This is a genomic window from Antiquaquibacter metalliresistens (genome assembly GCF_029211225.1).
Taxonomy (GTDB): Bacteria; Actinomycetota; Actinomycetes; order Actinomycetales; family Microbacteriaceae; genus Rhodoglobus; species Rhodoglobus metalliresistens.
The window spans coordinates 281918-294419 of record NZ_JARGEM010000004.1; the positions used below are offsets into that span (position 1 = coordinate 281918).

Sequence of the window (12502 nt, forward strand, 5' to 3'; positions counted from 1 at the left end):
TCGCGGCTTCCTGGCGCCGGTATCGTGATGCTCATGGATCTCGCAGTCGTCGCAGGTGACGGAATCGGCCCGGAAGTCGTCGCGGAAGCGCTCAAGGTGCTGGAGGCGACCGGTGTGCCGGTCACCACCACCGCATACCCCTTCGGTGCGACGCACTACCTGGAGACGGGGCACATCCTCGACGCGGACAACCTGACCGCCCTCGCCCGCCACGATGCGGTCCTGCTCGGCGCCGTCGGCGGCGACCCGCGCGATCCGCGTCTGGCCGGTGGCATCGTCGAGCGTGGGCTGCTGCTGAAGCTGCGCTTCGCCTTCGACCACTATGTGAACCTGCGCCCCAGCGCGATTCTGCCGGGGGTGCGCTCGCCGCTGGCCGCGCCCGGCGAGGTGGACTTCGTGGTGGTGCGCGAGGGCACCGAGGGGCCGTACACCGGCAATGGCGGCGTGATCCGCCCCGGCACCCCGCACGAGGTCGCCACCGAGGTCTCCCTGAACACCGCCTACGGGGTCGAGCGCGTGGTGCGCTACGCCTTCGAGCTCGCCGAGCGGCGACGCAAGAAGCTCACCCTCGTGCACAAGACCAACGTGCTCGTGAACGCGGGCGGTCTGTGGCGGCGGCTGGTCGAGGCGGAGGCGGCCAATCATCCGGACGTGGCCTGGGACTACCTTCACATCGATGCGGCGACCATCTTCATGGTCACCGACCCTGCTAGGTTCGACGTGATCGTCACCGACAACCTCTTCGGCGACATCATCACCGATCTGGCCGCCGCGATCAGCGGGGGCATCGGACTGGCGGCCTCGGGCAACATCAACCCCGACGGCGCCTTCCCCTCGATGTTCGAGCCCGTGCACGGTTCGGCGCCGGACATCGCCGGGCAGCAGTTGGCCGATCCGACCGCCGCGATCCTGTCCGCAGCACTCCTGCTGACCCACTTGGGGCACGCGGATGCCGCGGCCAAGGTCACCGCGGCCGTCACCGCCGACCTCGCCGCCCGCGGGGAGACCAAACGCAGCACCGCGCAGGTCGGCGACGCCATCGCCGCGGCCGTGGCGTCGGCGTAACCTAGGATTTCCGACCAGTTCAGAGGGACCACCATGAAGAACCTCCTCGCACCCCAAGACCTGCAGTTCGCGGTCACGGTCAACGAAGCGGCGCGTTCCGCTGCCGAGCACGCCGACATCATCGCCGAGCCCGGTTTCGGCAAGCACTTCACCGACCACATGGTCGACATCTGCTGGTCGGAGCACGGCGGCTGGCACCGACCGCGCGTGCAGCCCTACGGGCCGATCCAGCTCGACCCGGCCGCTGCGGTGCTGCACTACGCCCAGGAGATCTTCGAGGGGTTGAAGGCCTACCGTCACCCCGACGGTTCGATCTGGACCTTCCGGCCCGAGGCCAACGCAGCACGCATGCAGCGCTCGGCCGCGCGGCTCGCACTGCCCGAGCTGCCCACCGAGTACTTCATCGAGTCGCTGCGCCAGCTGATCGCGGTCGACGGTCGCTGGGTGCCGTCGGCACCGGAGACCAGCCTCTACCTTCGTCCCTTCATGTTCGCGAAGGAGGCGTTCCTCGGCGTGCGCCCGGCGAAGAAGGTCAACTACTACGTGATCGCGAGCCCGGCCGGGGCCTACTTCACCGGAGGTGTGACCCCGGTGTCGATCTGGGTGACCACCCACTACGCCCGCGCCGGTCGCGGCGGCATGGGGGCGGCGAAGACGGGCGGCAACTACGCGTCGTCCCTGGTTGCCCAGCAGGAGGCGTACGAGCACGGTTGCGCGCAGGTGCTGTTCCTCGACTCGGAGACCAGCACGTATCTCGAGGAACTCGGCGGCATGAACGTCGTGTTCGTCACCAAGGACGGCACACTCATCACGCCCGAGTCCTCGAGCATCCTCGAGGGCATCACGCTCGACTCGATCCTGCAGCTCGCGCGCGACCGCGGGCTCAAGACGGAGCAGCGTCGCATCACGATCGACGAGGTGCGCGAGGGCGTGGCATCCGGTGAGATCGTCGAGATGTTCGCGTGCGGCACCGCGGCGGTCATCACGCCCATCGCGGCGTTCAAGGCCGACGGCTACACGATCGGCGACGAGAACGCGCCCGCGGGGGAGCTCACACTGTCGCTGCGGGAGGAACTCACCGGCATCCAGCAGGGGCGCGTCGAAGACCGCCACGGGTGGATGCTGCGCCTCGACGCCTGAGCCGGCCACTCGGCGTCGCGGGAGCAGGCTCCGGTGGCGCGCGAGCAGGCTCCGGTTTGCCCGGCAGGCTTCCGTCTTGCCTGGCAGGCTCCGGTTTGCCCGGCAGGCTTCCGTCTTGCCTGGCAGGCTCCGGTTTGCCCGGCAGGCTTCCGTCTTGCCTGGCAGGCTTCCGTCTTGCCCGGCAGGTTTCCGTCTTGTCCGGCAGGCTCCCGCTTTGCCCCGCAGGCTTCCGTCTTGCCGGCAGGCTCCCGTCTTGCCCCGCAGACTCCCGTTGTGAAGGAACTCCTTCATAACGGGAGTCTGCCGAAAGTGCATGCGGGAGTCTGCCGGAAGTGCATGCGGGAGTCTGCCGAAAGTGCATGCGGGAGTCTGCCGAAAGTGCACGCCGGAGGCCGCCGAAGCTGCAGGCGGGAGCCGGAGGGCGCGCGACCGGAGCATCGCAGGCGCGGCTCGCGCGGCCCCGCTCACGAACCCGCGGGCGCCGTTCACACTGCTGTGGCCGCCCCCATGAACGCCGTGACCGCGTCCGCCGCCTCCGCGAGGTTCTGCCGCTCGGTGCGCCCGCTGATCGCCTTGCGTGGTCGGAACCCGTGGTCGCCGTCCTCGAGCCAGTGCACGGCGATCGTCGGCGACAGCGCAAAGCCCGGCACCTCGTCGGCCCCGCCGAACTCGTCGCGCGTGCCCTGGCAGATCAGCGTCGGGCACTCGAGCGCGGCCAGGTGCGCGGTGCGCAGCTGTTCGGGCTTGCCCGGCGGGTGGAACGGGTAACCGAGGCACACCAGCCCGGCGATGCGACCCGCGGTCCAGGACTCCTGCGCGATGAGGCTCGCGACGCGCCCGCCGTAGGACTTGCCGCCGATGAACGGCCGCTCGGCATCCACGGCGTCGAGGGCGGCGAGGTACTCCTCGGTCACGGCCTCCGCGCGCGGAGCGGGCTTACGGGTGCCGGAGCGTCGCGCGGCCATGTACCCGAACTCGAAGCGAGCGGTGCGGATGCCACGGTCCGCCAGCAGCGCGCAGAAGCCGCTCATCCATCCCGAGTCCATCGCCGCGCCGGCCCCGTGGGCGAGCACCAGCGTGGCGCCGTCGTCGGGGCCGAGGTACAGCAACTCCATGCGCCCAGGATGCCACGCCGGCCGTAGGCTCGTGGCGTGAAGATCGCGCGATTCTCGACCGCCGGAAATGATCCCCGCTACGGCATCCTCGACGATGACGCCCTCGTCGTGCTGAGCGGGGACCCGATGTTCGCGGGATTCGACACCACCGGCGAGCGCGTGCCGCTCGAGGGGGTGCGGCTGCTCGCCCCGGTGATCCCGCGCTCCAAGGTGGTCGCGATCGGTCGCAACTACGCCGACCACGCGAATGAGCTCGGCAACGAGGTGCCCGCCGAGCCGATGATGTTCCTCAAGCCGAACACGTCGGTGATCGGTCCGGATGACGCGATCGTGCTGCCCCCGCAGAGCCGCCGTGTCGACTTCGAGGGCGAACTGGCCGTCGTCATCGGGCGCATCGCGAAGAACGTGCCGGCCTCGCAGGCCGCGAGCGTGGTCTTCGGCTACACCGTGGCCAACGACGTCACCGCGCGCGACCTGCAGCAGACCGACGGCCAGTGGTCGCGCGCGAAGGGCTTCGACACGTTCTGCCCGCTCGGTCCGGTGATCGAGACGGAGTTCGAGGTGGCCGGTCAGTCGCTGACGACGCGGGTGAACGGCGAGGTGCGGCAGCGGGGCACGCTCGACGACCTCGTGCACTCGGTCTCCGCGATCATCGAGTACGCCTCCGCGGTCTTCACCCTGTTGCCGGGCGATGTCATTCTCACCGGCACCCCCGCGGGGGTCGGGCCGGTCATGGCCGGCGATGTGGTCGAGGTCGAGGTCGAGGGTATCGGGGTGCTCTCGAACCCCGTGCGCGGCTAGCATGACGGCCCCGGCACAGCCCGCAGCCTCAGCGTTCGCGCCCCTGCGCATCGGCGTCTTCCGCGCCATCTGGCTCGCCTCGATCGTCAGCAACATCGGCGGCTGGATGCAGACCGTCGGCGCGCAGTGGTACCTCGTGGAACAGGGGTCGTCGGCGACCACGATCGCGCTGGTGCAGACGGCGTCGGCGGCGCCCGTGCTGCTGCTGGGCATCCCGGCCGGCGTCATCGGCGAGTTCCTCAACCGCCGGCGTCTGCTCATCGTGGTGCAGGCGTTCCAGGCGGCGGTCGCACTGTTCCTCAGCATCCTGACGGCGCTCGGCGACATGAACCCGGCGCTCCTGCTCGCCATCACCTTCGTGCTCGGCGCGGGGGCCGCGGTGCAGTTGCCGGCCTACCAGGCGCTCGTGCCCGACATCGTTCCTCGGGCCGTGATCCCACAGGCGGCAGCGCTCAGCTCGATCGGCATCAACATCGCCCGCTCCATCGGACCGGCGCTGGCCGGGCTCGCGATCTCGAGCCTCGGCATCCCCTTCGTGTTCGCCCTCAACGCCCTGTCGTTCGGGGTGTTCCTCGTGGTGCTCGTCGTCTGGCGCGGCTACATCGCGCCGGTCTCGCGGGCCGAGCGGTTTCTCGAGGCGACGCGTGCCGGCCTGCGCTACGTGCTGCACGCGGGGGTGGTGCGTCGGCTGTGCCTGCAGCTGGCGGTGTTCATCGCTCCGGGCTCCGCGCTCTGGGCGGTGCTGCCGCTCATCGCGTCTGCCCGGCTCGGGCTCGACTCCAACGGGTACGGGCTGCTGCTGGCGGCCGTCGGCGTGGGATCCGCAGCCGGAGCCTTCGTGATCTCCCGCGCCCAACGCGCGCTCGGCACCGGGGGAGCGATCCTGCTGGCCTCCGCCGCCTACGGTCTCGGCGTCGTGGGCATCGCCCTGTCGGTCTCCCTGGCCCTCACGCTCGGCATCCTCGTGATCACCGGCGTGGCGTGGATCGTCGTGATCGCGCTGCTCAACGGGTCGGTGCAGTCCTTCCTGCCCACCTGGGTGCGGGCGCGCGGGCTCTCCGTCTACCAGATCGTGCTGTTCGGCGGCACGGCGATCGGCTCCGCGCTCGCGGGCGCGGCGGCGGAGGCGTTCGGCCTCGTGCCCGCGACGATCGGTGCCGGTGTGCTCGTCATCGTCGGCGGGCTCGCCCTTCTGCTCTGGCCGCTGGTCGCTATGGGGGACAAGGGCCGCGAGATCAGCCCGCTTCCCCTCGACGAACTGCCGCCGCTGCGCACGGAGTCCGTCGAGATCGACGGCGACGCGCAGACCCTCGTGCTGATCAAGTACGCGGTCCCCGCCGAGCATCGCGAGGAGTTCATCGCGCGCATGCGCCTCGTGGGTCGCAGTCGCAGGCGCACCGGCGCGCGAACCTGGGAGCTCTACGACGACCGCGAGGTGCCCGGGGTGCTCGTCGAGGCGTTCTCTCTCGGCTCCTGGCGGGAGCATCTCAGCCAGCACGACAATCGTCTCACCGAGTACGACCAGCACGTGCTGAGCTCCGCGCGCGAACTGGCCTCCGCCGACCCCGTCGTCGAGCACCTGACGACCGTGCCCCCGGCGCCGCGACGGCGTTCCCGGCGCTCGCGGCCCGCCCCCTGATTGCGCCCGTAGACTTGGCTTCCGTGTCAGCTGACTTCTCCACCGCCACCGGTACCGATGTTCGCGTGCGATTCTGCCCATCGCCTACCGGGGTGCCGCACGTCGGCCTGATCCGCACGGCGCTGTTCAACTGGGCGTACGCGCGCCACACCGGCGGCAAGCTGATCTTCCGCATCGAAGACACGGATGCCGAGCGCGACAGCGAGGAGAGCTACCACCAGCTGCTCGAGGCGCTGCGCTGGCTGAACCTGGACTGGGACGAGGGCGTCGAGACCGGCGGACCGCACGAGCCGTACCGTCAGTCGCAGCGCACGGACATCTACCGTGAGGTCATCGACCGGCTGGTCGCATCCGGCCACCTCTACGAGTCGTTCGTGACGCACGAGGAGATGGAGGCGCGCAACCTCGCCGCGGGCCGCGACCCCAAGCAGGGCTACGACAACTTCGAGCGCGACCTCACCGAGGCCGAGCGTGAGGCGTTCAAGGCCGAGGGCCGCCAGCCCGCGCTGCGACTGCGCGTGCCCGACATCGATCTCAGCTTCGACGACCTCGTGCGCGGCGAGATCACCTTCCCCGCGGGCTCGTTCAGCGACTTCGTCGTCGTGCGTCCGAACGGGGTGCCGCTCTACACCTTCGTCAATCCCGTGGATGACGCGATCATGGGCATCACGCACGTGCTGCGCGGTGAGGACCTGCTGTCGTCCACCCCCCGTCAGATCGCCCTCTACCTGGCGCTCATCGAGATCGGGATGACCGACTTCATCCCGCGCTTCGGCCACCTGCCGTACGTCACCGGCGAGGGCAGCCGCAAGCTCTCCAAGCGCGACCCGGAGTCGAACCTGTTCCACCACCGCGACCGCGGGTTCATCCCCGAGGGCCTCGACAACTACCTCGCCCTGCTCGGCTGGTCGCTGTCGGCCGACCGCGACGTCTTCACGCTCGACGAGATGGTCGCCGCCTTCGACGTCGTCGACGTCAACCCGAACCCCGCGCGCTTCGACCTCACGAAGGCGGAGGCGATCAACGCCGACCACATCCGCATGCTCACCGTCGAGGGCTTCGCGCACCGCATGCTGCCCTACCTCGGCGACCTCATCAAAGACGACGCCGACCGCTCGATGCTGCTCGCGGCCGCGCCGCTCGTGCAGACCCGCATGCAGCTGCTGGGCGAGGCGCCCGGCCTGCTGGCGTTCCTCTTCACCCCGGATGACCTGCTCGAGGTCGACGCGGACGCGATGCCCGGCGCCGACGGCGCCCTCGTGCTCGATGCCGCCGCCGAGGTGCTGCCCGCCGTGGCACCCTGGAACACGGAGAGCATCGAGGCGGCGCTGCGCGCCAAGCTCATCGATGAGCTCGGCCTCAAGCCGCGCAACGCCTTCGGCCCCCTGCGCAGCGCGATCTCGGGCCGGCGCATCAGCCCGCCGCTGTTCGAGTCGATGGAGTTGCTTGGGCGGGAGTCCACCCTCGCGCGAATCGTGTCCCTGCGCGCGAGGCTCGGATGATCGACTCTGTCGGGGCTCTCGCTTAGCGTGGGATCGTGACATCCCCAATTCGTCGTAAGCGACCGTGGTGGCTCGGTTGGCTGCCGACCGTCGCGCTGCTCGTCGTCATCGTCGGTGTCATCGGCACCGCGATCGCGCTGTTGCGTGGCGGGATCGCCGAGCCGCTCCCGCAGGCCACCGAGGGGCAGGTGACCGACCTCAACTGGTCGATCTTCACCGCGGAAGGCCTGGCGTACGTCGACCGCAGCAGGCAAGTGCGCATCGACTTCTCCGATCCGCCCGTCGAGGCCGAACCACTCGCGCTGCCCGAGAACGGCGAGGTCACGATCGGGCCCAAGAGCAGCGGCGATGTCGAGCTCGACTACAGCCTCATCGTCAACGGCGGCGGTCAGGCGCCGGGCGGGGCGAAGCTCGTCGTCACCGAGTTGACGATCACCACGGTTGACGGCGCCATCGAATCGATCGTCGCGCCAAACCGCAGCGTTTGGACCTTCCGCTTTCTGCTCGACCAGCTCACCAAGCGCGGTGAGGTGCTCGGCTGGGAGGTCGACAAGGATGCGATCTTCGCCCAGGTCGAAGCGGCCACGCGAGCGGGCGAGCCATACACTCTCGAGTTCGGGCCGGGCGACCGGGTGGGCGTGCAGATCGGCGCGATCGCCGACTGTGACACCTCGGGGTACTGCGTTGTCGAGTACGTCGTGACCCCGGCCGTGCGCTAAGCTTGGCAGTCGGTCCGGCTGTGGTCGCGACCGTCTCCGCCCCGGCCCCGCCGGGGGCGGTGGGGTATGGTGTAATTGGCAACACGGCTGATTCTGGTTCAGTTGTTCTTGGTTCGAGTCCAGGTACCCCAGCTCGAGACCCCGGTCAGCCGGGGTTTTTGTCTTCCTGTGGGCGAGTTCAGACGACTGCCAAAGCGGTCGTCGCCCTCGTCCCGATGACCGCATCGGCTGCGCTCGACGGCGGCGGCCCTCTTTCGGATCGCCTCGAGAACGACGCTGAGTGCCACGAATGAACGCTCGATGAACGCTCCCCAAGCACGGCTTTAATTCGGCCGATCCACGGTGATCGCCCTGATTGACTGTCGACTGCCGCAGCTCGCGGTGCGCACCTCAGGAGTTCCCATTTCATCCGCATCTTCACGACGCACATTTCTTCGCCTTTCTGCCGTGAGCGGTGTCTCTGCCCTCGTCGGCGCTGGAGCGCTCGTCGGTACGCAGTCGTTGATTGCAATGGCGAACGCATCTACGCCGCCGGCCGACCCCACAGAGCACACCGCCGCCGTCTCGGGAACCATTGTCTCGACGGACGGCATTCAACTCGTCGCGAGCGTCGAGGTCTTCGACGAGCAAGGTGAGCGCAGCATCCGAGTGCAGTCTGATCTCCTCGGTCGATTCGAGGTCACGCTGCCGCTTGGCCAGTGGAACTTCGTTGTCTCTCGCGGCTATGAGTTCACGAGGCAGTCGATCCAGGTGCAACTCGCCGATCGCCTTCGCAAAGACCTCGGAGCGATCACGCTTGAGCGTCACATCGACCTCTCTACCTCGGGCTGGTTCGCGGGGGACCTCCACCAGCACAGCAGCTACAGCGACGGCTACCAAGATGTGGGCACGGTCATGCTCTCGGCGGTGGCGAACGGCATGTCGTGGGGAGTCCTCACCGATCACAACTCGGTCGCCGGCGCGCCTGAGTGGCTCCACGGTGAACGCGTGTTCGCGACCGAGCCGATGCGCTATGTCCCCATGCCGGGATGCGAGATCACGACCGATCGCGGACACTTCAACCTCATCGGCGCAGGTGTGGTCATCGAACCCGACACCGCCGGTGGCGTCGCAGCCGTCGAGCGGATCGTCGCCGCGGCGAAGGCGACCGGCGGACTGCTCCAGCTCAACCACCCGCACCTTGAGGCACCCATGGGCTTCGCGGACTGGGAGCTTCTGGAGAAGTTCGACCTGCTCGAGGTCTGGAATGGCAAGGGCCAGCCGAACGCCTCGACCAACGCGGCGGCAAAGCAGACCTGGTACGACCTGCTTTCGAGGGGGATCTTCATTCCGGCCACGTGCGGCAGCGACAACCACGACGTCACGGGCGGGTACCTTTGGGCGCGCGACGGTGACGCGTGGATGAACCGGGGGCTGTACTCGGGCTCACCGGCAACGTATGTGCAGACGGGAAACGCCGCCACGCGCGATTCGGTGCTCCTCGCTCTCAAACAGGGGCGCTCCTTCATCAGCAATGGACCGCTGCCCCGCTTCACCGTCTCCGGCAGTGGGCCCGGATCGACCGTCGCCCCCGGCATCCATGATGTCCATGTGGCGGCGACGGATGTCCGCGGCCTCGAACGCATCGCCGTGATCGTCAACGGCGACGTACGTCACGAGCGCACATTCTCGGGAGAGCTCGACGCTGAGCTGTCCTATGAGTTCACCGGAACCTCCGGTGACTGGTGCCTCATCGAGGCATTCGGAGTTGACGGCGGCTACGCCCTCAGCAACCCGGTCTTCATCGGCACCACGCCCCCCGCATGATAGGAAAACGACAGCACATGGCTCGACTCATCACCACCCTCACCATCGGTGCGCTCGCGGCACTCGCGCTCTCCGGGTGCGCTGGCGCCTCGGCTCCGACGTTCACGAAGGACGCTACCGACGACACCCCGATCACCATCAGCCTCAGCGCGATCGACATCGACGAGAACGCTCTCGCGAGTGGCGATGTCACGGTGCTTGGCGACGACGCCAACGCGATGGAGGTGCTCGACTGGTTCTTCGAGGAGAAGGGGCTTGCGTTCGAGCAGGACAACGGCCTCATCTCGACCATCGGCGACCTCGCGGGGGACCAGAACCAGGGCTGGTTGATCTACGTCAACGACACGATGGCAGAGGTGGGTGCCGAGGAACTGATCCCCGCGGATGGCGACCTCATCGAGCTGCGGTACGTCGACTACGCGAGCGCTTTCTAGCCACCGTTGAAGTGGCGCGGCTTCGGCCGCGCCACTTCTTTGCTGCGCGCGAGGCTGTGTCGACGTGGGCTCCCGGAGCCGCCGAGCGTCGTGCCTCGGCTCGCCACAACACCCGCGCAGAGCTGCGCTAACGTAGTGATCGCCCGCCAGCGAGTTCTCCTGGTTGTCGAGAAAGGCCCCACGTTGTTTTCGCGCCCGTCGGCCCGCGTTCCGAAGAATTGGGATGCTGCGGCGGCGTTTGGGCGTGGACCGGGGCTCTCCACACTGAGCGCCTGCGTACCGTGACTGCGGATCCCATAATGTTCGACGCCAACGACGGTTCGGCACGGCGTCTGCTCGCCGAAGCTTCCGGGGGTGATCCCTCGTCTGACCGCGACCTGGGGACTCCCGCACCGCTAGGGGAATCCCGAAGTGAAGCACTGCGAGCCTACGACCGGGCGTTGCTGGGACCTGACACCGATGAGTCCATGCTTGCGCAACTTCCGGTCGTCGATGTTCGGTACCTTTCCGCGCTTGGCGCGGCGATCGCGGCTGGAGATTTCAGCGGCGCGATGACGACGGCCCGTGATGGCTGGTACGACCTGTTGCTCGGAGACCGCGATGAACTCCGCCGAGTCCTCGAGGGGATGCCGCCGGCCGCAGTGCGGGAGCGTCCCGTGCTGTCCATGCTGCTCGGTCTGGTCTACTACGCACACCCATACCTCAGGGTGAAAGGGATCCGCTATTTCGTCGTGGCGATGAATGCCGCGAGAGCGGAGCAGGACGGTCCGAGCACTGTTGACCGGGCCCTGATCCTCACATCGGGGGGCGTCGCCTACCGGCTCATCGGCCGACCAGAGCGAGCCGTCGGCGCCGCGCGATCAGCATGGCGGATACTGCTGCAACTGACCGAGGAGCAGCGGCGTGCGGTGCCTATGCTGACCGCGGTGTTTGCACAGCTCGGCATGACTCTCTACTCCAGCGGCAATGTCGACGAAGCGCTCGACGTGTTCGAGCACGGGCTCGCCGAGGCGCCCGCCGAGGGTTACCGACACGGGTTCGCGAACCTCTCCATGCTTGCCGGTATCCACGCTCTGCGCGGTGAGTTGCCGGAAGCGGAGGAGTATGTGCAGCTGGCCAGGGACGGCGCATGGCCGGATGTCCTGCGTTCCACGTACTCGGGCACGTTCTATCGGATCGCCGAGGCCATCATCGCGTTGGAGCGCTTCGACACTCACACCGCGCGAGCCCACCTCGCGTCAATGGTCCATGATCGCCGCACGATCGAGCATTGGGTTGAGATCGCCATCACGGAGGCGCTCGTCGACTTGGTCGACGGTAAGCCCGGTGCCGCAGAGGCGGGCCTTCATGCATTCGCTTCCCTCAGGAAGGGTCAGGGGCGATCCCCGGGCGCTCGCGCACGGCTAGCGTCGACACGTGCGCTGTTGCAGCTCGCGCTGGGCAATCCCCGTGCAGCCAGCGCCGTTCTCCAACGTGACGCCGTCGCGGGATACGCGAAGAGCATTGGACTCGCGCGCGTGCAACTTGCGGAAGGCCATCATGGAGCCGCGCTCCAGCACATTCGTTCCACCTCGGGGGCAGCCATGTCGGTGCGATGGCTCGCCGAGGCGATCGCGATCGAAGCCGCGAGCTTGCTCCGGTTCTCGGAGGGTCCCCGAGCCGGAGCGGTCGTGGCGCAACTGGGGAGCCTTCTCGAACGCACGCACCAGCGCGTCGCGCTCACCCTGTTGCCCGACGCCGATTTCCAGCGACTCGCTGGCGCTCTCTCGGACGCTGGTTTCTCCCATATCGTCTCGGACCTGCCTGCCAGATCGAGGTTTCCCGACCCCGACTCGACCACGCTCCTGACCGACCGCGAGTTCGCCGTGCTCCAGGCCCTGATGCGCACCTCCTCGGCGGCGAGCATCGCGGCCGAGGAGGTCGTCTCGGTCAACACGGTGAAGACGCAGCTCAAGAGCCTCTACCGAAAGCTCGGCGTCTCGTCGCGCGATGAAGCCATCGCCATCGCGATCGACCGTCATCTCGTCGTCGACCAGCCCGAATCCCTGACCTGAACTGCTCGCGGCACGGGCCTGATGACGAGGGTGAAGCCGGGGTGAATGGCCGGCCTCGCGCGGACGGGGCCGAGTAGCGTCCCACTTAGGCGTAGGGATGCGCCAGGGGGTTCATCGACCGTAGTGCGTCCACGACGTCGCGGTGATGAAGGCACTGGGAGAGGGGGCAACATGCCGGTGTTTGTTGCGCCGAGAAACAGGTCGGGCCACCAGAAGGCCGCGCGTCG

At 68.3% G+C, this 12502-nt stretch carries 10 protein-coding genes and 1 tRNA gene; 10 read left to right on the forward strand and 1 reads right to left on the reverse strand.

What is annotated here, in order from left to right:
• Positions 1–27: 27 nt before the first annotated feature.
• Both PYV02_RS09425 and PYV02_RS09430 read left to right on the forward strand, forming a co-directional pair.
• The gene (locus PYV02_RS09425; RefSeq protein WP_420833610.1) at positions 28–1065 is read left to right on the forward strand and encodes a 3-isopropylmalate dehydrogenase; all 1038 of its coding nucleotides are present in this window, start codon (positions 28–30) and stop codon (positions 1063–1065) included.
• Between the two features lie 33 nt (positions 1066–1098).
• Positions 1099–2205 carry a branched-chain amino acid aminotransferase gene (locus PYV02_RS09430; RefSeq protein ID WP_275758488.1) on the forward strand — a complete coding sequence of 369 codons (1107 nt, stop codon included), beginning with the start codon at positions 1099–1101 and terminating at the stop codon, positions 2203–2205.
• A gap of 485 nt (positions 2206–2690) precedes the next feature.
• Here PYV02_RS09430 and PYV02_RS09435 read toward each other — a convergent pair whose 3' ends face one another.
• Entirely contained in the window at positions 2691–3320 is a 630-nt protein-coding gene (locus PYV02_RS09435; protein ID WP_275758490.1) for an alpha/beta family hydrolase, read from the reverse strand.
• Positions 3321–3356: 36 nt separating this feature from the next.
• On the opposite strand from PYV02_RS09435, the gene PYV02_RS09440 reads away from it, so the two are divergent.
• The 8 genes from PYV02_RS09440 (at position 3357) to PYV02_RS09475 (ending at position 12275) form a co-directional block, all read left to right on the forward strand.
• Positions 3357–4121: a fumarylacetoacetate hydrolase family protein gene (locus tag PYV02_RS09440; protein WP_275758492.1), complete on the forward strand. Its 765-nt coding sequence runs from the start codon at positions 3357–3359 to the stop codon at positions 4119–4121.
• Position 4122: 1 nt separating this feature from the next.
• Entirely contained in the window at positions 4123–5760 is a 1638-nt protein-coding gene (locus PYV02_RS09445; protein WP_275758494.1) for an MFS transporter, read from the forward strand.
• A 23-nt stretch (positions 5761–5783) separates the two neighbouring features.
• Complete coding sequence (gene gltX / locus PYV02_RS09450; protein ID WP_275758496.1) at positions 5784–7262, forward strand: glutamate--tRNA ligase; 1479 nt, start codon at positions 5784–5786, stop codon at positions 7260–7262.
• Positions 7263–7297: 35 nt separating this feature from the next.
• Positions 7298–7981, forward strand: a complete 684-nt coding sequence (locus tag PYV02_RS09455; RefSeq protein WP_275758497.1) for a hypothetical protein — start codon at positions 7298–7300, stop codon at positions 7979–7981.
• Positions 7982–8041: 60 nt separating this feature from the next.
• A tRNA-Gln gene (locus PYV02_RS09460) sits at positions 8042–8113 on the forward strand.
• Between the two features lie 378 nt (positions 8114–8491).
• On the forward strand, positions 8492–9787 hold the full coding sequence (locus PYV02_RS09465) for a CehA/McbA family metallohydrolase (protein ID WP_275758499.1): 1296 nt from the start codon (positions 8492–8494) through the stop codon (positions 9785–9787).
• 17 nt (positions 9788–9804) lie between these two features.
• Positions 9805–10221, forward strand: a complete 417-nt coding sequence (locus PYV02_RS09470; RefSeq protein ID WP_275758501.1) for a DUF4430 domain-containing protein — start codon at positions 9805–9807, stop codon at positions 10219–10221.
• A 299-nt stretch (positions 10222–10520) separates the two neighbouring features.
• Positions 10521–12275 carry a LuxR C-terminal-related transcriptional regulator gene (locus PYV02_RS09475; protein ID WP_275758503.1) on the forward strand — a complete coding sequence of 585 codons (1755 nt, stop codon included), beginning with the start codon at positions 10521–10523 and terminating at the stop codon, positions 12273–12275.
• Positions 12276–12502: the final 227 nt, after the last annotated feature.